Origin of the sequence: Phocaeicola plebeius DSM 17135, assembly GCF_000187895.1 — a bacterium.
GTDB lineage: Bacteria > Bacteroidota > Bacteroidia > Bacteroidales > Bacteroidaceae > Phocaeicola > Phocaeicola plebeius.
In genome coordinates this window covers 550408-569841 of the sequence record NZ_DS990119.1, presented here as the reverse complement: position 1 = coordinate 569841, position 19434 = coordinate 550408, and the positions used below count along the sequence as shown (strand labels likewise).

Sequence of the window (19434 nt, the reverse complement as noted above, 5' to 3'; positions counted from 1 at the left end):
TATGAAAGGCAGATAGCAGACGACAGATTTCTTCGTCTGATACGGAAATTCTTCAATGCAGGGTACATGGAAGAGTGGCAATTCAACAAGACTTATTCAGGGACACCGCAAGGTGGTATCATAAGCCCTATTTGGCAAACATATACCTAGACAAGTTCGATAAGTACATGGATGAATATGCCAACAAATTCAATAAAGGGACAGCAAGAAGCCGCAACAAGGATATTTGCAAACTCAACAGCAGAGTACACTACCTAAAACGTAGGATAAATGAAGTAGAGGATGTAAACGTAAGAACAAGGATGGTAGAAGAACTGCACGAAAAGCAGAAGCTGATACTTACAATGCCAAGTGGCAATGATATGGATGTAAACTTTCGCAGGTTGAAATACGTGCGCTATGCCGATGATTTCCTTATCGGAGTTATCGGAACGAAAAACGAATGTGAGACAATCAAAGCTGACATCACTAAGTTTATGCAGGAAAAGTTAAGGCTGGAGATGTCACAGGAAAAGACTTTGATTACAAATGCACAAGACAGCGCAAAATTTTTGGGTTACGAAATATATGTCCGTAAAGACTATGCCACAAAGAGAAACAGTAACGGAACAGTGCGCAGATACTTCAACGGGAATGTGATACTACACGTTTCAAGAGAAGTAATCAAGAACAAGCTGCTCAGCCTCGAAGCCATGAAAGTTGTCACCAAACACGGCAAGGAAACATGGGTGTCAAAAGGCAGGACTTATATGATTGACAATGAAGCGCACGAGATTGTATCTCAGTTTAATACCGAAATACGAGGGTTCTACAACTATTACTCAATAGCAAACAATGCATCGGCTTTGGGACGCTCTTTCGGCTGTATTATGAAGTTCTCCATGTACAAAACTCTTGCTCAAAAGCTGAATATGTCAGTGAGAAAAGTCATTGAAAGATACCGCAAGGACAATCTCTTTGCAGTGCCTTTTGTAAACAAGGGAGGAGAAACCAAGTACAGGGTATTCTATAATGAGGGATATGCCCGCAAAACGGATTGTGAAACAGCCCCAAGTGACAATCTGCCGTACATGTTCAAAACGCCATCGTTGAGTCTGATAGAAAGGCTTACAACAAAAACGTGCGAACTATGTGGCAAGCACGGAGAAGTGGTAATGCACCATGTCCGCACACTCAAAGAGTTAAAAGGTAAAAATGACTGGGAACGCAAAATGCTCTACATGCACAGAAAGACTTTGGTTGTATGTGCGGAGTGTAACGCAAAAATCCAGAGATGTGTCAAGTAAGATGATGTTACAGATGGAGAGCCGTATACATGGAGACGTGTAAGTACGGTTCGGGGGCAGGCAAACGAAAACCTACCGCTGTAAAGCGGAAAGGCGTTGTTTGCCGAGCCTACAAGTGACCGACCGCAAGGTGGACGAGGACATGAAACGTCTGAAAGAACAGACCAAAGGCCGGAAAATAAATCTCTACGAGGAGGACGAACCGGAAACGGCAGATATTATAACGGTAAACGGTTGAACAGTATAACAAAAATTGATAAATTTGTATGACTATGACGACAAGAGAACCTATCAGCATTGAAAACGGGCGGGTGGAAATCCACACGCCGGAGAACCGTGTATGGCTCACGCGCCACCAGATTGCCGACCTGTTCGGAGTCTTCGTTCCTGCCGTGGGGAGCAACATCCGCTCCATACTCAAAAGCGGCATACTCCGTGAGGAGCGGGTTTACCGCCGGGAGCGCAACCGTGACGGCGGTATTGTCGAGCTGTATTCGCTCGAAATGATCGCCGCGCTGGCTTTCCGCTTAAAATCCGGGAATGCCGAAGCCTTCCGACGGTGGCTTGTCCGAAGGGCCACGACGACCGCCGTCGTCTGGCAGCTCCCCGGCATGAACACGATATTGAACTGAAAAAGAAGAACGGCCGTGATGGCCGTTCTTCTTTTATACCCATTCCTGTCCCCCGATACATTTCTTCCGGGAATCTTCCAGAAATTTCTGTATCTCGGATTCCATGTATAGTACCTTGCCCTGAATCAAATAATAGGGAATGATCCGCGCCGTGCGGTATTCCTGCAATGTACGCCTGCTGATTTTCAGCAGCCGGGACAATTCCTCGTCGGTGACGAACCGCTCTCCCTTGAGTGTCCGGCCTCCGGAGGATTCCAGTTTATCCAGTGCCTTGCCGGCCTTTTCCAAACGCCGGAAGAGATCCGCCACACGCGGATCGTGCTTGTCGATGAAATAATGGCTCATAACGCGGCGGTATTAGGATAGTGCGACGATTGCAGCAGTTTCCCGACATCTTCCGGTTTGTAGAAGATTTTGTGACGGATGCGGCTGAAAGGCAGCAACCCTTTCTCCCGGTAGGTTTGCAGGGTACGTTTCGATATCCCCAGCACGTCACAGACATCCTGGTTGTCCAGCCATTTTTTCAAACTCACGTCCTCCTGCCTGCGGCATAACGCCTCGGCTTTTCTTTCAATGGCTTCCACGTGCCCTGCCAGCGCGTCGAAAGCCTTCACGTCCATACTTATTATTTCCATGTTCTGTTTCATTTTTTGTTTCCCGGATGCCCAAAAGTACACAAATGAACAGTATCTTGTTATCAGCCAGTGGCATATGGACGTATCCGTCTTCAAAGTGGCAGCGAGTGGCGCCACGTCCGGCGGAAACGATCCTCCGCCGATACGGGATCGGCACGCTCCGATACGCCAATCGCCCGTGAAAGGAAATGTTCGCGGGCGATTTATCATTCCATGCAGGGTGAGCCGTGAACCGACTTTCGCGAGCGTTCACGGCATATCGTTTTCTCCCCGTTTCTCTCCCATAACCTTTTCCTCTCTTTTTTTCATGCCGCGGAGCGCGGTATGGAAATCTGTTGTCAGTAGCAAAGGTAGTTACGGGGCTCACGCTGCTGCAAGATCGGGCCGCGGGGCGGTTTGCCGCAAAATCTTCCTCTTTCCCTGCGGGCGAGCGTATTTTCCGACAAAATCTTGCAGCAGCTATCCCCGACACCTTTTGATGCTACCGAAACAGATTCCATCCATACCGGCTCCGCTACGGCATAAAAAAAAAGTCAAAGGTTATGAGAAACGAAGAGAAAAATAAATGGAAACAGAAATCCTCCAACCTTCCACTTGGCATAAAGGCAAAGGTCGGGTTGGCGGTAAAGGTCGGGGCGGTGGCTTTGGGCTTCCACGTGTGGGGTATCGACTTTATTTGGGTCGTTTTGGGCTTCACGTTCTGTTATGACATCCTGCGGGGCATTTTCTCCTGCCTTGTTTCTCTCGTGGCTCTAACCGGCTTTTTCTATTTCCTATTCACTCACATCTTCTAAATTATTACAGGTATGACAAAGTACATTTCATTATTCGGAGCGACTACCACGGACACACGGGTGCAGGTAGTCAAGGAAAACCAGGTAATCATCGGTATCGGTGCGGGTGCGAGCAGAAAGCGTTACGTCGTTTACAAGGTGGAACACACCGCCCGTGGCTACGTGTACCACATGGTCGATACCGAAACAAAGGAAATCAGCCAAACGGACATTCTGCGACCCCTCTCGCAAACATTCGGTATCGGCAGGTACTACGACGACGTGAACCCCGAGTTCATGGACGCTTTCGAGGTGGCTTTGCTCGTGGGGCAGGCGGAAGAGCAAGCCACGGCGCAGGCCATCGCCGCCGCCAAAGAGAAAGCCGAGCATGACCGCATAGCGGAAATAGGAGCGCAGAGGTTACGCCGCATCATGCCCGAAGGGGTGCAGGGCGTAATCATCGCCGAACTCAACGAAACGGAATACACTGACCCCTCTTACGAGTGTTCGACCACCCGAAGCGTGCGTACCGTCATTCTCGGCTTTTCGGCCACCTCCCGCAACGGCTTCGGGGAGTTGAGAAAGGCGGCGGCCAATTTCCCGCAAACGGCGCACCTCTCCGAATACGACCCCAAGAACGAACACCGCTATCCCGTTTTCACGCTCGGCAAAAGTCCGAAATACGGGTGGAGTGTCTGCAAACTGACCCACTACACACGTGAAGGGTACATCGACAGGCTGGCATATATCGCAGGAAACGAGGAGAATATATGTCTGCCCGAGCCGAAAGACGAAAAACGGGCGGAACGCACTGAAACGAGCGTGCAAGGCGGGTTTATCATCGTGGACTATTCCGAGAAGGCGATAGCCGTATTCGGGGACACCAAGCCCGTCAAGGACGCCCTTCACGCACTCGGGGGACGCTTCAACGCACGGCTGACGCATGACGGGCAGAAGAGAGCGGGATGGATTTTCCAAAAGACCAAAGAGGACGAGGTGCGGCGGCTTCTCGGAAAGGACGAATAAATGTTGAACACGGGGCGGCTCGCCGCCCCACAATACCAAAAAATCATGGCACAAGGAACAGATTATTTCAAACTGACGATACAGAACTATCTCGACGCACGGGCACGGGAGGACGAACTTTTCGCACCCCGATACGCCAACCCGAAAAAGAACATTGACGATTGCTGCACTTTCATCATCAACCAAGTACGGCAGAGCGGTTGCAACGGGTTTGCCGACGAGGAAATATACTCTATGGCACTCCACTATTACGACGAGGAGGACATCGACATCGGCAAACCCGTCAGTTGCAAGGTAGTGGTCAATCACACCGTTGAACTGACCGAGGAGGAAAAAGCCGAGGCACGGCGGAACGCCATACGGAAGGCCGAGAGCGAAGCCTACGCCAAGTTGGCGAAAGCCAAGTCCAAACCCAAGAAAATCGAAGATAACAAACTAATGCCCAGTCTATTTTAGTTATGAAACCGAGAACAAAATTCCAACAGAGCGTTGTGGCGGCAAGCAAACACCTGCCGCCGCTTACCCCCGCACAAATCGAATGGGGGTACAAGAACTGCATCGAGCATATCGGACGCCGCACGCCGAAAGGACTTATCACCTGCACCGAGTGCGGCCACACGTGGCAGAGCGAAAACGGAGAACTCACGGACAATCTGTTAGGGTGCGAGTGTCCGCACTGCCACACCACGCTGAAAGTGGAAACCACCCTGCGCCGCAAGTTCAACGATTACGAGTATTTGTGCATCGTAACCCGCTGCAAGGGTTTTCAAGTCCTGCGCTTCGTCTATATCGAGTGTTGGGCGAAAGTGGGACAGACACCCGTTTACACCCATATCGAAGCCGTACAGCGGTGGATTGCCCCCGACGGACGCTCCGCAACCTTCGCACGGCTGCGCCCGATGGGCTTCTTCGTTCACGGGTGGAGTTGGTCGAGCGCATTGGAACTGCGGGCGGAGAACGACGGGAAATACAACATCACGCCCACACGCATCTATCCCCGGCAACGGCTTATCCCCGAACTGCGCCGAAGCGGTTACGGCAAACAACTCCCCGATGTAACCCCTTTCGACCTTATCCACCTGCTGCTCTCGGAGAACAAGGCCGAAACGCTGCTTAAAGCGGGACAAACGGCACTCGTGCGATTTTTCGCCCGTTCCTCCCGCAATATCGCCGACTATTGGCCGGCCATCCGTATCGCCATCCGTAACGGGTACGCTATCGGGAAACCGACGGAATGGTGCGACTACATCGACCTGCTGCGATTTTTCGGGAAAGACCTGCATAACGCCCATTTCGTGTGTCCCGCAGACCTGCCCGCAGCGCATGACCTCTACATGGCTAAAAAACGGCGGCACATGCAAATGGAACGGCGGCAGGAGGAACGGCGCAAGGCGTTGGAACAGGAAGCCTCGTTTGTCAAAGCCAAAGGACGGTTTTTCGGAGTGGAGTTTTCCGACGGGGAAATCTGCATCAAGGTATTGGACAGCGTTGAAGCCATACGGCAGGAGGGCGAGGCCATGCACCATTGCGTGTTTACCAACGAATACTATCTGAAAGCCGACTCGCTCATACTCTCGGCCACAATCGACGGCAAACGTATCGAAACGATAGAGGTGTCCCTAAAACGCATGGAGGTCGTGCAGAGCCGTGGCGTGTGTAACAAGAATACCCCATACCACGGGCAAATACTGAAACTGATGAAGGGGAACATGTCCCTTATACGGAAACGAATGACAGCATAAAAATCGGGGCGGCGAAAGCCGCCCGCAAAAACAAAATAGAATGAACCAAATAGCATATAAATTCGTGTCGTGGGACGTTCCCGCACTCGAAAGCCTTGCAGGCTCAAAAGCGTACATATTACGCAAACGGCTCAATGATGGGGGAACGCTCACCCGTGAGGAGAAAGACTGGATTACCCGTGAGGTAAACCATAACACCTATTTCAAGGACTCCATTCTGCTTTTAGGGTATCGTTTCAACTTTGTCGATGTACTGAAAACATTCGTGGTAAAGCAGTACGGGCATTACACGGAATATAAGGGCGTGGACAAGACGAGCATACGCTCCATGTTGTACGGCAGAGTGGAAAGGATTGTCGAATTATAAAATCGGGGCGGCGAAAGCCGCCCTACAAAAAAACATAACAATGAAAATCATCTATAAAAGCTACATGGCACGCCCGCTCAAACCCTTCGGGGAGTGGGATTGGGAAGTTCGGGAAGCAGTCAAGACGGCCCTTGCACTCGTCGAGGGGAAAAACGGGTTCAAAACCCATTCCGAGATATGGAGAAGGTGCAACCTCGTCATTACCGTGGGACACAACATCTACACCACGAGTATCGAGATACGACCACCCGAGCAGGACGTGATACGCCGCAGGAGCAACTGGCATAACGGCTACGCCTACTACTGCAACGGCGTGTTCTGGGCGAACATGAGCAGGGTTAAAGTGGAACTTGTCTGATTAAAAAATTTCGGGGCGGCAAAAGCCGCCCGTAAAAAGCGAGAATATGAAAACGAATGAAGTAAACAAGGAAATCTCCTATGAAACGCTGCTCGTAACCTTCGGCGAGGGTATCGGGCGGCTCGACACCATGTTCGACGACCCGCAGGTGTGGGGCGTTGCCACGCTGAAGCAGTGGATCGACGGGTATGAAACTACGCGCTTCACCGAAATCGACGACCGAACGGCGGTTATCACATCCGAATACAACATGGACAGCATAAAGGAATGGCTGCAAAAGAACACACCGATTATCAACCTGGAAAAACGATAAAATCATGCGCAAGTACAAATTATTCATCGGCTACCGGCTGCTGGGAGAGTTTTCCGGTATATGGGAAGCCAAAAATTTCGCCGCTGAAAGCGGCATGAGCGGAATTTTCTCGCTCGTGGGAGAAAATTACCGGGACAGTTGGTACGAACCCAAAAAACAAGAAAAGAATGGAAACAAAGATTAAAGACATCACGGGAGCGGAAATAACCGTTACCGACTTAAAAGAGGCGGTACGCCAATGCCGGGAGTGCCTCGCAAGTCCCTACCTGATGCCCTCGGGGCATACCGTGGGGGAAAACCATGCCTACATGTTGCGGCAACTGCTCGCCCTGCAAAGGCGGAAACGGGAACACGGCAGGCAACGGCCGTGAAAATACGACGCGAAAAAAATCGGACGACAACCGTCCGATTTTTTTGTTTCCCGTCAATCGACCGCCGTATGGTCGCCCAGCTTCCCGTGCAGTTCACGCCCGATATGTCCGGCAATGCCACGGGGAGAAATTTCAGAGATTGAACCCCACCCGCCATGCGTGTATATGCACGTCTTGAGCGGTTCGGTACGGGAAAGGTAGAACAGATAGCCGTTGCGGAGCAGGATGCCCACGAACACCGAGCCGACCTCGATGTCGGCGATCTCGTCAAAACGTATCTTCCCGTCATTGTATAATACTGCCGTGCCATCCGCATCGGGAATGACGAACAGATCGTCTTCCATGACAATCCCGTGCAACTCGATTAGCGACCCCAGGCATTCACTCGCCGATACCCGGTCGTAATCACCCTTTACCTCATTTGTCGATTTCGTTTCCATATCGCTTTTCTTTAGGTTCAGACAAATACCATACGAAAAAGGCGTGAGAATACGTTAAATACCGGCATTGAGGTACAGCCAAGCACCCATCCACTCGATAGATAATTTCTCCCCACGCCGCTATCGCATACGCTTGACGCATATAGACACGACGATGAAGAAGAGAACTACCCATTATTTTGCGAGCGGATTAAAATTTGGCTGTTTTCAATGCCCCACCATAATGTGTTCCTTCCGTATGTAAATCGCCCGGCGGCACGCCGCCGGAGGATTCGATTGCAAATATAACGATTTCATTCGGGTATCGGCGACAACACGTGCGATTTTTAACAACCTTCCTGCCAAAGAACTACCCGCCGTCCTACAATTTCGGCCCCCGGGCGGGTTTGCGGGGCGCGACCTTCGGCTGCGCCTTCTTCTCCCTGGGCGGTTCGACGATCCGCAGTTTGAGTTTCTCCGTCTTACGGTCGTAACGCACCTCGCAGCAGTCAATCTCACCCGCAACCGACGTCCACACGTTGTTCACACGCACCGCGCCGCCCGAGTAGAGGGTCTTGTATTGTTCGTATTCGAGCGGCTGCCGCAATTTCGCGTCCACCTGACGGTGGAACGAGTAGATATTACGTCCCTTTGCTATTTCGTCGGGAACGTAAACCCGCAACTCGGGATGGGCGGCCTCGGCATAGAGGCACAGATCCGCCGTGCGAAGCTCCCTCGGAACCCACTGGATCATCCTCGGGTCGCCCCGCACGGCCGTATCGGCCACGAGCGGCGTGATGGCCCTCTGGGGAATGTCGTACAGCACCCCCGCATCCTTGCGAACGGCCTCCAACGCCACCTCCTCCGTTACAAGCCGGCGGTTCAGGTGCAGGACACTCATCAACCGGTGTATCTGCTGCGGGTCGTCCTGCTCGCGGAACACCTGCAAGACCAGGGCGGGGTCGCTCAACGCGCTGATAACCGAGAAATCGGTTTTGTCCTTCCCGTAGGTACGCTCGAAAGCCTCCCGGCTCATCTCCGGCGTCCGGGCTTCGCGGGGGACGCCTTTCAGGTTTTGCGGGTTCTCCCGCACCAGGCTCATGTATAGATCCGGGCTTTTCATGCTCTCGGGCAGGTGGGCGATGGCATAGGGACTGCGCCGTATGGCCTCCATGCACAACTCCGGCGTTTTCCACTTCTCGGGGACATATTGCAGGTAGCTCCCGTCGTGCCAGACGGCCCGGCGGCACATCTCCTCGTTCTTGGCGTGGTCGGGAAGGTTGTAGAACAGCTCCGGCTCCAGGGCGAAAATTTCCCGGGCCACCCTCGGCGTGAGGAACCAGGGGTTCATGTTCTCCAAAAAATCGAAGGTCTTATCGTAATTCGTGCAATAGAACCCCAACACTTTCAGGTGTATCTCCTCGAAGGGGATATAGCGGAGGACACGCAGGTCGTCGGTACGGGCCAACGCCCGGTTGCAGACCTCCGGCGTGAGCTGTTCGGGGTTGAAAAAGCGGATGGCCAGGGGATCGCGCTCCAGCGCCATCCCGCACAGACGGTCGGTTTTCAGATGTTTCGGAACGTACTCCAGTGCCAGGTAGTTCGAGGACACGGCGGCCTCGCAGACCCGTTCCGTGCGTAATTCCTCCGGCACTTCATGGAGCAGGATGCCGTCCCCGCTGACGGCACGCAGGCAGACTGCCTCCGTGCGCAGTTCCACCGGCACGAGCGAAAGGCAGGACGCGTCCATCCCCACGCCGTGAAGGGCCAGTTCCCCGGTCATGACCTCCGGGGCAATGGAGGCGAAAATCTCGAACTTGTCCACGAACGACATCCCGAATTTTTTCAGCCCTTCCAGGCATATATCGGGATACGGAATGTAAGGGAGTATCTTGTAATCGGCACTGTCCACCGCTTTCAACGCCGCACGGCATATTTGCGGCGTCCTCAATTCCCCGGGGACGGCCTCCAGCACCAGACCGTTGCGCTTCACGGCCGTCATGCACAGTTCGGGGGTCTTCAACCCCTCCGGAACGTAATACAGCGCGTAGCTGTTGCTATCGACGGCGGCACGGCACATTTTCGGTGTCTTCAGACGGTCAGGGACGAATTTCAGTGTTTCGCCCCGGTGGCCGGCCGCGGCAAGACAAAGTTCCGGCGTTTTCATCGCTTCGGGAACGAACTCGATGTTGAAAGCCGATTTCTTGATGGCGAAACGGCAGACTTCCGCCGTTTTCCGATCCTCGGGCAGCGTCTCGAAAAGGTTCTCGCGCCACGGGTTCTCGTACACCCCCGTATCGAGATAGGCTATATCTATTCTCTCTTGCTCTGTCATGGTTTTCAGTATTTATGGAAAGCGCCCGGGTGACGGGCGCTTCTCTTGGTTAGACATATTACGTTATCGTTCCGTTTCCTCCGTCCCGTTCTCGCTCTGGAACGTGAAGGAGGTCTTCACGACCTGACCCGTGTTGTCCTCGACATAGACGTCGATGGTCTGCTGGTCATCGCTGCGCGATGTGTAATAGAGGCGGAACACCTCACGGTCGAGCGGATAGCGGTCGTTGGGCAGGAACACCGTACCGTCGTCCATCCTCAACTCACCGCGCCCGTCGGGCTGGAAATAGCGGATCGTGTAACGCGCGCCGTCATATCTCCCCTCCCGCACGAGCGTGCAGCGGATTTCAGCGGTTTCACCAACGGAGATTCGCTTCTGAACGGGCATCGTTTCCAGAGAGAACGTGTACGCCTGCTGTATATCCAGCCCGTTGTCGCAGGATGCGCATAAAAGACCCAGGGCGGCGATCCAGACCGCCAGGGCCAATATCTTTTTCATCTTTTTCATGTCGCTTGCAAGTTTAATGGATTATGAATTTCACGCCCAGGCCGAACTGCGCGTGGAAATGTCCCGTTGTAGTGCCCCATAGGATACGCTCACGCCCCGTCAGCGAGAGGATAATCCTGTCGGTCAGGTACGCATCGACCTCCAGCGTGACGGCCCCGCCATAGAGGAAACGGTCGCGGTGGCGGAGCGTAGAGCCGTCATAGAGCCGCCTCTCGCCCCGGTTCACGCTCTCGTAACCGGCCAGCGCCGAGCCGCCGAGGTAGAAGAAAAAAGTCCTGGACGGGTCGGCGAGGAACTTGTAATAGTAACCTCCCTCGGCCGTGAACTGCGCCACCGGGATACGTTCCGACTTGTAGGGGTAATAACGGTTCAGGAACTCCGCGCCGAACACCCACTTGTCGGCATTCTTCGCGTAGCGGCTCATGGCCAGCCCGAACCAGTAGCCCGTTTCGCTGCGGCTGTCCCGGGTATAGAAGCCGTCGGCCATGCCTCCCCGTATTTCCAGCCCGCGCATGGCGGGCAGGGCACGCTGGGCGTGCGCCCCGTCCGAAAGGAGGAGGCATAACCCCAGCGTGAGAATGAATATCGCCCGTTTCATATCACTTTACCTTTAACTCGTTGATAACACGTGCGCGCACCAGGTCGGCATTCTCCACCGTGAAAGTCTGGTGTCGCCCGCCTTGCTGCTCGTGCAGTTCCACGACCAGCTGCTTGTCGTCGGCCAGCGTGAACTTCGGGAGCGTGAAGACCATGCGCTCGGTACGCTTGCCGCCGATGACCTGCACGTTGTTGTACGCACGCACGGGCCATACGACCTGCTCCTGGATGGCCGTGCGTTTGGCCACCTTCTTGTCCGTAATCTTGAACGTCAGGTAGTCCACGTTGAAAGGCACGTTGGAGGAGTTTTTCAGTTGGAGGTGGAAATAAAGCAGGTCGTTATGCACGTAGATACCTTTGAGGAGGTATTGTACCCCGAAACGCTTGCAACCGATATGCTTGATCTCGCGGCGGTCATTCTTGTAAATGGACTGCATGATCAGTTTGACCAGCAGCGGAGATTCGCATCCCAACTCCTGCAAATAGATGTCCAGCGCGTTATTGGGGCGGTTTACCGCCTCCCCGTCATGCAGGAAGTCCGCCATCTCGACCGACAGTTTCACCGGCTCGTCGGCATACTTGACATTGAAGCTGTAATAGGCCCCGTCCTCGGTAATGACCGAAAGGTTGCTCTCGCGCGAGAAATCACGCAGGGCCGCCTTTACACGCAGCACGTTTTCCGTGCCGTCGGCTTTCGCCGCCAGAAGATCCGAAGACCCCAGATCGACGTAACGGATGGCCGAGGGGAAAATCACATGAACGGTCTTGCTGAACGTCACCTCCAGCGCGTAGGGCGGGATAACCCGGTTGAAGGTCAGCGGACGGGTAAGACCGTCGTACAAATCGCCCGTGGAGGGCTTTTCCTGCGCGTGGGCAGCGAACATGCACCCGATAAAAGCGAGTGCCAGAAGAATCTTTTTCATACTCGATAAATTTTTGATTGTTGATAAAAATGGATTTTTTCAGTGGTGTACGGAAGTACGTCGTTTGTACCCTTATTGAAGGGGCGGGAGCAGCAGGACGCTGTAACCGGCCTTGAGCGTGACCTTGACCGAGCGCATCTTCTTGCTCACGTATTGCGACACGCCCTGGATGGCGCTGCGCCCCAGGTCGGAGAGCAGTTGCGAACCGGCATCGTCCGTGATCGTGATACTGCTGCCCATGCCCGCGCCCATATTGGCGGCGATCTCCTTCACGGCATTGAGTTCTTCCGACCCCGGCACGGGAATACCCTCGTTGCCGTTCGTGTCATAGACCGACAGATCGACCGGAACGACCGCCCCGCCGTGCTGGACAGCGCTGACCTTGACCGTCAGCCGTTCACCGTTGATCCTCGCCGCCCCCGTTACGGGCGTACCCGAGGGGATGAGCAGATCTCCCGCCATCATCGGTTCCAGCAGCCGGAAAGTAACCTCCCCGCCATCGGTGAGCGTCACGGTTTGCTGCACGGCGGCACGGATACTGTTGCGCTCGGGCTCGCGAAGGTCGCTCCCCACCGTGTTGAAACCCCAGTTCCGGGGCTTGACGAACTCACGGGCGAAGACCGAATCGGGCAGCGGGGCGGCAAGCAGCGACACGATGTTACGGCGCACCTGGCGCACGGGCTGCACGGAAGCCTTGCCGGAAACGGAGGCTTTCTGACGCGGGGCTTCAGGGGCCTGACCGCCGTTCATGTAGCGGGCGGCGATCTCGTAGGACTTCTCCAGCAGCGCCACCTGCTCCTCCTGGGCCGTTTTCTGCGCCTGCTGTTCTTCCAGGCGGCGTTCCAGTTCCTCGATGCGGGCCTGCATCTCGCGCTCTTCCCCCGTTTCACCGGCGGTCTCCTCGTAGAAACTGCCTAACTGGCGGTTGATGTCGGCATAGGCGGCACGGGAAGTCCGGAAAGCTCCCGACGAACCGCCGGCAGGGCCGGAAGACTTATCCGGCACGGCAGCGGGCATGACGGGCTCTTCCTCCTCGTCCTCCATCCCGAACGCGAAATCCTGCAAGGAGCGCATCTTTTCCCGCTCCCTGCGCCGCATCTCCTCCTGCACGTAGGCATCACGCTTGTCCGAGAGGATACCCTCCGATTCCGGGGTCGGCAGCTCCGTGTTGAAACCCGCCGAAGGCTCCTCCCGTTCTTTTTCGCCGGGGGAGAAGATCAGCCACATGCACCCGGCAAAGGCCAGGAAAAAGAGCGGGAAGACCACCATCTTCTTCCGCATCTGTATCTGCCGGGGCGTGAGTTCCTTTTTCCCCGCCTCCGGCTGTTTATTCTGTTTTTCGTTCGTCGTCATAATTGAAATCTTTTAGATGTTTTACACTGTCGGCCTCCTGCCGTTGTCTTAATTCCAGCTCCAGCCGCTCGATATGCCGTATCTGCATCCGTTCCCCGGCTCCCTTGCCGAAGCGGTAGATGGAAGACACGGTAAAGTAGAGCGACAAGACGGAAAAGAACAAGAGCAGCGTGAGGATCACGATAATCCGCTTATCGGGCGAGAGCGCCCCGCAAGCGCGGCGCAGGTGGTCTTCGACCCACTCCCCGAAAGCCTTTATTCTCTTCTTTGCCATAGCCTTATCTTTTTAATGTACGTAAATCGCGGTTCTCCAGAATCTCGAATTTCTCCATGATGAAACCCTGCGGGTTATTGTCCGAACGCCCCGAGTTGATCAGCTCGCAGCGCGTGACCAGCGAACGCTCGGTGATGTTGCTCTCGCGGACAATCATTTGCCGGGCATAGGTCATGGCCCGGTAGGGATAGGCGTTGAAGTCGCACACCACGGAGTCCACCTCGATACGCTGGCTGATGTTCCCCGACACCACACGGTTGTAGTAACCTTTCTCCTGCATGTCCTGGTAATAGGCGAAGGCGCTCTTATCGACCAGGAACAGCGCGCGGTTGATGTTGCTCTCGATGGCCGCACGGTCGGGCGAGAGGGTGAAGAACAACTCGTGAAAACGCCGGATATGTTCGCGCGCCTCCACGGGGCGGTTCTGGCTCAAATCCTGCGAGAGCGCCAGCATCAGCGACTTGCCCCCGTCCAGGACGTAGATCTTCTCGCGCTGCTTTTCGGCGAAACGGAAGCTCGCGACCACGCTGAACACGGATACCAGCGCGCACAGGCAGAGGAACACGATACCGAAAAGCCGAATCTGCCTGAAACTTGTTTCGATGTTTTTTAATGACTTGAATTCCATTGTCCAAATTGTTATGAATGATTATTGTTACCTTGTGTTGCCAGGTTGCGCCCGTTGGGGGCACTGCCCGAAGCCGGGCCACCGCCGCGACGCCCGAACGTGCGGCCGATCATGTTGCCGGCGATACCGCCAGCGACACCCGTGGCGAATGCCCCGGCCTTGTTGATACCGCCCATAGCCCCGCCGGCTCCGCCCGACTGGATCACCCACTCGGCAACGGTGGGGATCGTGAAATAGCCTATGATACCTATAATCAAAAAGATAATATAGACACCGCTGCCGCTGTCGGGAATGTAATTGGGGTCTTGCAGGGCCAGGACGTCCGCCTGGAGCATCAACGTCTGGATCTTGGCCAGCACCGCGGAGAACAGGTCGGCGATGGGAAGCCAAAGGTACACGCTGATATAGCGGGAAATCCAGCTCGCGAGCGTCGAGTGGAAGCCGTCGTAAATGGAGAGGGCGAACGACAAGGGCCCCAGAATCGACAGCACGACTAAAAAGAATGTCCGCAGCGTGTCGATGGTAAGCCCCGCGGCGTTGAACAACAACTCGAAGAAGTCCCGGACAAGCTGCCGGAAACCGGCCTTGATGTCGTACCACGTGCGTTCGGCCCACATGCTGATAATCTCGCCCAAGTCCGTGATACCCATATCCGCAAGCCGTTGTTCATACACCTCGTCGTCCACTAACCAAGCCTTGCCCTCGCGCCTGCGGGCCTCGGCTTCCAAATCGTCCTTCTGTTGCTGGTATGCCTGCAAATCCAATGTCTGCCCCTCCAGTATGGCGTGCGTGCCCTGCACCACGGGCGACATCACGGCGTTGATCGTCCCCAGAACCACGGTGGGAAAGAACATCACGCACAAGCCGATGGCGAAAGGCCGCAGGAGCGGGAACACGTCGATAGGCTCCGCGCTGGCCAGTGCCTTCCATACCCGGTAAGCCACGTAAAAGAGCGCACCCAGGCCGGCGATACCTTTCGCCACCCCGATCATGTCGCCGCATAGCGGCATCATCTCCTGATACAGGTTCCGGAGAACCTGGTGTAAATTGTCGAAATCCATGACTGCCTCCGTTTTCAGGTTACCAATATCTGTCGTTCGGGTTCCCGTAAAGTGCCAGCACCCGGTGCGCGTCGCCCTTTTCGCGGCTGCGGATGAAGGACACGGAGATGGTCTTGCGCGTGTAATAGCGCGTGAGGTTGCGGTACTCCAGCATCTTCGTGTAAACCTGATCCACCACGTCCATCCGCTCCTTGTCCGAGAGCGAGAGGCCGTTGCCGCCGGTTATGACCGTCTTGAGTTCCGCCACCAGCGCACCGCCCTCCTCCAGCAATCGGGCGTAACCCGCCGAGATCGCCGCCAGCTCGTCCACCGTGAAGTTCGGGTCTGAAACCATACGGTTGAATCCCGAGGTGTAGATTTCCGTGATCTCGCTGACCATTTCGAGCGTCAGCTTCACCTTCCGGGCATCCTTGATGATGTTATGCACCGATTTGAGGGCGTCGTAGTAAGCCTTGCTCTGGTTATAAATCTTGATACTCTCTTGCAGCGACTTGACCATGTTGGTCGCCGTGGTCGAGCTTTGAACCGCGCTCTTGATGTTCTGAACGAGGTTCGACGGGTCGATGACCGTCCACTGCGCTTTTGCCTGGTACGTGAAGCAAAGAAGCCCCACGAACAGCGTTAAAATCAATCGTTTCATCCTTTTCATTATTTAATTCGTGAATACTTGGGCGGTCATTCCGACGCCCGATAATAATCCCCGTAGGCGGAGAGCTGGAGCACCTCGCGCCCCGCATCGTAGGCCAGGGCGACATACCCGTAGAGGTCGAAGTAACGGATACCTCCCCAATACTTCCTCACGGGACGGGAGAAGCGTGTCCCGTCCTTGTAGGACACCTCCACGTAAAAACCGCCGCCCCGGCGTCCCGGGTTGCGGTAGATGCGAACCCGGGGAGAACCCGAGCGGCTTTCCCACTCGCCCGCCACCTCGTACAGCGCGAAGTCCAAACGCGCCGCCGTGGGGTCTGATCCGATACACTTGCGATACATGGCCTGCCCTCCCTTTAACGTTTGCCCTCGGCGAGCTGCCTGATCGCCAGTTCCATATCACCGCCCAGCTCCCCGGCAAGCCGCTGTACCTCCACTTTCTCCGTTTCCTCGGTCGTGTAGGCCAGGTACTCCGGGACGCTGACCTCCGTGGCATAGACCGCCGACTGAACGCCGCCCAGACCGATCCAGACCTCCTTGTATTTACGGGAAGGGTCGTTGGACTGGTTGATCGAGAGAATCTGCGCCTTCTCCTTGTCGGTCAGTCCCAACAAGGACTGAATCGCGTCGAAACGGTTCATGAACTTGCGCTGGTCGAGCAGGATCTTGCAGTCCGAGTTGTTGATGATCGCCTCCTTGACCACCGGGCTGGAAATGATGTCCTCGACCTCCTGCGTCACAACGATGGCCTCACCGTAGTATTTGCGGACGGTTTTATACATATAACGCAGATATTCAGCCATATTGGCCGTAGAGAGCGCCTTCCAGGCCTCCTCGACGATGAGCTGTTTGCGTACCCCCTTGAGCCGTCTCATCTTGTTTATGAAAGCCTCCATGATGATAATGGTGACCACGGGAAAAAGCTCCTTGTTTTCCTTGATGGAATCCACCTCGAAGACCACGAAGCGCTTCGAGAGCAGGTCGATGTTGGCCCGGGAGTTCAGAAGGAAGTCGTAGCGTCCGCCCTTATAATACTGCCGCAGGGTGATGAGCATGTTGTCGATGTTGAAATCCTCGCGGCTGACCCGGATCTCCCGCTCCTCCAGCTCGCGGCGGTAGTCGTCCCGCAGGTACTCGTAGAAACTGTCAAAACACGGCACGATATTCCGGTCGGCGCGGATACGCTCGATATAGGCGTTCACGGCACTGCCCAGCTCGCCGCTCTCGGTCTTCGTGATCTTGTCGTCCTCGGTTTTCCAGAGTGTCAGCAGCAGCGTCTTGATGCTGTCCTTCTTCTCCACGTCGAAATAGTAGTCGTCGGTGTAGAACGGGTTGAAACTGATGGGATGTTCCTCGGTATAGGTAAAATACACGCCGTCCTCACCTTTGGTCTTACGCCGGATCAGCTCGCAAAGACCCTGGTAGCTGTTACCGGTATCCACCAGCACGACATGCGTGCCCTGCTCCCAGTATTGGCGGACTAAATGATTCATAAAGAATGACTTGCCTGACCCCGAGCCGCCTAACACGAATTTATTCCGGTTGGTAATGATCCCTTTTTTCATCGGTTCGTCCGAGATGTCCAGGTGCAGGGGCCTGCCGCTTATGCGGTCGCACAGCTTGATGCCGAAAGGACTGGACGAGGATTTATAGTTGGTTTCCTCCGTGAAGAAACAGACCGCGGGCTCGATGAACGTGTAGAACGATTCCTCGGCGGGGAAATCCCCCGCATTGCCCGGCATACCCGCCCAGTAGAGCGTGGCGGCATCCACGGTGTTGTGGCGCGGGCGGCACTCCATCAGAGCGAGCTGGCTGCCCACATCATTGCGGATATGCCGGAGCTCCTGCACGTCGTCCGACCAGGCCAGCACGTTGAAATGGGCCCGGACGGATTGAAGACCGAACGAGTGCGCCTCGTTGAGATACTGGTCGATCCACTCCTTGTTTATCTGGTTCCCGCGGGAGTAGCGGGAAAGGGACTGCATGTTACGCGCACGTTTCTCGAACATACGCAGGTTTTCGTCGCTGTCTTCCAGGAACACGTACTGGTTGTAAAGGTGGTCGCAGGAAAGCAGAAGCCCCACGGGGGCCGCGAACGAGAGCAGGCAGTCCGAACGGTCGGTGGAAAGACGCTCGTAACGGGTGTCCGTACCCACGCGCCCCGGCAGGTCTTCCGTGTCCGAGAGCGTGTGCAGGCACACCCGTTTGTTGCCCACGCGCAGAACCTCGGCCCCCAGCTCGATGTCCTGAAGAGAAGTCGTCTCCGAGAGCGAGAGGGAAAAGTACCGCTCCAGCAGGCCCGGACAATCCGCCGTACCCGTGATCTCGTCCCCCGTGAGGCGGACAAGGGCCAAGAAACCCGAATCGTTCAGAATACGCTCGAACTGTTCCGCCGCCTCCAGGAATTTTGTCGCCGATTCCCGGTTTACCTCTTTGGGAATGATGTTGCCCCGGCAGAGGGTCGAGAAGTCTGAACGCATGTGCATACGCTCCCTCGTCGTTTTCGTCAGGTAGAGGAAGCAGGCGTGGGTCAGGAACGGACGCTCGTTGAAATGCCGCTCGTAACTGCGGGAGAGGAAACTCATGTCCCCCTCGCCCGTGGCCGGGCGGTAACGCTCGCGGATGAACCAGTCCTGCTTGTGTACCACGCTGTATTCGGGCAAGACCTTCAGGGCCTTGCACCAGGCGGCGTGGATCGCCTCGTACTCGGCGGACGTGACGGTGAACAGCTCCGGGAGTTCGACCCGATAGACGACCGTTATGTCCGCGTCCTTGCTGATGATACAACCGCCTTCCACGGCCAGGAGCGGGAACTTGCTTTCCAGCGTGGTGGCTTTCAAGAGGTTTCTCATACGCGGCCCCCCTTTCTTTTCAGCAACCGGCGCAGGGACTTGCGGTTGAGCAGGTAGCGGGGATGCCGGCGCGCGGCGAGCAGCTTCATCAGCCCGTGTTCCCCGTAACGGGTGTTCAGGCGGAAGGTAAGCCAGACCAGCACCGAAGCCGCCGCAACGCCGAAAGCGATACATACCCACTGATCGACCCCTGCCATGTAGAGGATGACGAACACCACGAAGACGGCCAGCAGGCCGCCCGCGAAGATGAAGAGGTACTGCGCCTTCAGGCCCCGGAACTCCACGCTCTTGCCGATTCCCTTGTTGATTCCATATTCCATAATTATTTGCATGA

Annotated in this window: 26 protein-coding genes and 1 pseudogene; 12 read left to right on the top strand and 15 right to left on the bottom strand. The window is 55.3% G+C overall.

The features are described from left to right. The 3 genes and pseudogenes from BACPLE_RS03690 to BACPLE_RS03685 form a co-directional block, all read left to right on the top strand. Nucleotides 1–1286, top strand: a pseudogene (locus BACPLE_RS03690) (HNH endonuclease); the annotation flags it as partial. Nucleotides 1287–1386: 100 nt separating this feature from the next. Continuing rightward, nucleotides 1387–1524: a hypothetical protein gene (locus tag BACPLE_RS19255; RefSeq protein WP_156737283.1), complete on the top strand. Its 138-nt coding sequence runs from the start codon at nt 1387–1389 to the stop codon at nt 1522–1524. A 28-nt stretch (nt 1525–1552) separates the two neighbouring features. After that, nucleotides 1553–1918 (top strand): hypothetical protein, encoded by a 366-nt coding sequence (locus BACPLE_RS03685; protein ID WP_007559043.1) that lies wholly within the window; start codon nt 1553–1555, stop codon nt 1916–1918. Between the two features lie 33 nt (nt 1919–1951). On the opposite strand, the gene BACPLE_RS03680 is transcribed toward BACPLE_RS03685, so the two are convergent. Together BACPLE_RS03680 and BACPLE_RS03675 are read right to left on the bottom strand one after the other, a co-directional pair. Further along, nucleotides 1952–2263 (bottom strand): helix-turn-helix domain-containing protein, encoded by a 312-nt coding sequence (locus tag BACPLE_RS03680; RefSeq protein ID WP_004295430.1) that lies wholly within the window; start codon nt 2261–2263, stop codon nt 1952–1954. Continuing rightward, on the bottom strand, nt 2260–2553 hold the full coding sequence (locus tag BACPLE_RS03675) for a helix-turn-helix domain-containing protein (RefSeq protein WP_004319131.1): 294 nt from the start codon (nt 2551–2553) through the stop codon (nt 2260–2262). Before BACPLE_RS03675 ends, BACPLE_RS03680 begins: the two co-directional genes overlap by 4 nt. Before the next feature lie 542 nt (nt 2554–3095). On the opposite strand from BACPLE_RS03675, the gene BACPLE_RS03670 reads away from it, so the two are divergent. Genes BACPLE_RS03670 through BACPLE_RS18745 form a run of 9 tightly spaced genes read left to right on the top strand, consistent with a single transcriptional unit; the run spans nt 3096 to nt 7503 of the window. Further along, complete coding sequence (locus BACPLE_RS03670) at nt 3096–3347, top strand: hypothetical protein (protein ID WP_004303766.1); 252 nt, start codon at nt 3096–3098, stop codon at nt 3345–3347. 12 nt (nt 3348–3359) lie between these two features. Then, a complete protein-coding gene (locus tag BACPLE_RS03665) occupies nt 3360–4352 on the top strand; it encodes a hypothetical protein (RefSeq protein WP_007559037.1) in 993 nt (330 codons plus the stop codon). Between the two features lie 45 nt (nt 4353–4397). Beyond that, complete coding sequence (locus tag BACPLE_RS03660; RefSeq protein ID WP_009132163.1) at nt 4398–4808, top strand: PcfK-like family protein; 411 nt, start codon at nt 4398–4400, stop codon at nt 4806–4808. A 2-nt stretch (nt 4809–4810) separates the two neighbouring features. Further along, a complete protein-coding gene (locus BACPLE_RS03655; protein WP_040311991.1) occupies nt 4811–6094 on the top strand; it encodes a PcfJ domain-containing protein in 1284 nt (427 codons plus the stop codon). Between the two features lie 40 nt (nt 6095–6134). Beyond that, entirely contained in the window at nt 6135–6461 is a 327-nt protein-coding gene (locus BACPLE_RS03650) for a hypothetical protein (protein WP_007559031.1), read from the top strand. A gap of 40 nt (nt 6462–6501) precedes the next feature. Continuing rightward, nucleotides 6502–6819, top strand: a complete 318-nt coding sequence (locus BACPLE_RS03645; protein ID WP_008620152.1) for a hypothetical protein — start codon at nt 6502–6504, stop codon at nt 6817–6819. Nucleotides 6820–6865: 46 nt separating this feature from the next. Further along, nucleotides 6866–7132: a DUF6956 domain-containing protein gene (locus tag BACPLE_RS03640; RefSeq protein ID WP_007559026.1), complete on the top strand. Its 267-nt coding sequence runs from the start codon at nt 6866–6868 to the stop codon at nt 7130–7132. A 4-nt stretch (nt 7133–7136) separates the two neighbouring features. Continuing rightward, nucleotides 7137–7316: a hypothetical protein gene (locus BACPLE_RS03635; protein ID WP_004319137.1), complete on the top strand. Its 180-nt coding sequence runs from the start codon at nt 7137–7139 to the stop codon at nt 7314–7316. Further along, complete coding sequence (locus BACPLE_RS18745; RefSeq protein WP_004295440.1) at nt 7300–7503, top strand: hypothetical protein; 204 nt, start codon at nt 7300–7302, stop codon at nt 7501–7503. The genes BACPLE_RS03635 and BACPLE_RS18745 overlap by 17 nt, the downstream gene beginning before the upstream one ends. Nucleotides 7504–7556: 53 nt before the next feature. Here the strand turns inward: BACPLE_RS18745 and BACPLE_RS03630 are convergent, their stop codons facing one another. From BACPLE_RS03630 to BACPLE_RS03570, 13 genes are all read right to left on the bottom strand, one after another. After that, complete coding sequence (locus BACPLE_RS03630; RefSeq protein ID WP_004295441.1) at nt 7557–7943, bottom strand: hypothetical protein; 387 nt, start codon at nt 7941–7943, stop codon at nt 7557–7559. A gap of 361 nt (nt 7944–8304) precedes the next feature. Next, nucleotides 8305–10257 (bottom strand): DUF4116 domain-containing protein, encoded by a 1953-nt coding sequence (locus BACPLE_RS03625; RefSeq protein WP_007559024.1) that lies wholly within the window; start codon nt 10255–10257, stop codon nt 8305–8307. A gap of 63 nt (nt 10258–10320) precedes the next feature. After that, a complete protein-coding gene (locus tag BACPLE_RS03620; RefSeq protein ID WP_004295445.1) occupies nt 10321–10764 on the bottom strand; it encodes a DUF3872 domain-containing protein in 444 nt (147 codons plus the stop codon). 13 nt (nt 10765–10777) lie between these two features. Continuing rightward, entirely contained in the window at nt 10778–11362 is a 585-nt protein-coding gene (locus tag BACPLE_RS03615; RefSeq protein ID WP_004319140.1) for a conjugal transfer protein TraO, read from the bottom strand. Between the two features lies 1 nt (nt 11363). After that, the gene (traN, locus tag BACPLE_RS03610; RefSeq protein ID WP_004303795.1) at nt 11364–12284 is read right to left on the bottom strand and encodes a conjugative transposon protein TraN; all 921 of its coding nucleotides are present in this window, start codon (nt 12282–12284) and stop codon (nt 11364–11366) included. A gap of 72 nt (nt 12285–12356) precedes the next feature. Beyond that, nucleotides 12357–13637 (bottom strand): conjugative transposon protein TraM, encoded by a 1281-nt coding sequence (traM, locus tag BACPLE_RS03605; protein WP_007559021.1) that lies wholly within the window; start codon nt 13635–13637, stop codon nt 12357–12359. Next, the gene (locus BACPLE_RS03600; RefSeq protein WP_004295449.1) at nt 13612–13911 is read right to left on the bottom strand and encodes a TraL conjugative transposon family protein; all 300 of its coding nucleotides are present in this window, start codon (nt 13909–13911) and stop codon (nt 13612–13614) included. Before BACPLE_RS03600 ends, traM begins: the two co-directional genes overlap by 26 nt. A gap of 4 nt (nt 13912–13915) precedes the next feature. Further along, entirely contained in the window at nt 13916–14539 is a 624-nt protein-coding gene (gene traK / locus BACPLE_RS03595; protein WP_004295450.1) for a conjugative transposon protein TraK, read from the bottom strand. Between the two features lie 11 nt (nt 14540–14550). Then, a complete protein-coding gene (traJ, locus tag BACPLE_RS03590) occupies nt 14551–15600 on the bottom strand; it encodes a conjugative transposon protein TraJ (protein WP_007559019.1) in 1050 nt (349 codons plus the stop codon). A gap of 19 nt (nt 15601–15619) precedes the next feature. Then, entirely contained in the window at nt 15620–16240 is a 621-nt protein-coding gene (locus tag BACPLE_RS03585; protein ID WP_004295452.1) for a DUF4141 domain-containing protein, read from the bottom strand. A gap of 35 nt (nt 16241–16275) precedes the next feature. Beyond that, on the bottom strand, nt 16276–16590 hold the full coding sequence (locus BACPLE_RS03580) for a DUF3876 domain-containing protein (RefSeq protein WP_004303798.1): 315 nt from the start codon (nt 16588–16590) through the stop codon (nt 16276–16278). A gap of 14 nt (nt 16591–16604) precedes the next feature. Beyond that, complete coding sequence (locus tag BACPLE_RS03575) at nt 16605–19100, bottom strand: TraG family conjugative transposon ATPase (protein ID WP_007559015.1); 2496 nt, start codon at nt 19098–19100, stop codon at nt 16605–16607. After that, nucleotides 19097–19423 carry a DUF4133 domain-containing protein gene (locus BACPLE_RS03570; RefSeq protein ID WP_029429442.1) on the bottom strand — a complete coding sequence of 109 codons (327 nt, stop codon included), beginning with the start codon at nt 19421–19423 and terminating at the stop codon, nt 19097–19099. Before BACPLE_RS03570 ends, BACPLE_RS03575 begins: the two co-directional genes overlap by 4 nt. Nucleotides 19424–19434: the final 11 nt, after the last annotated feature.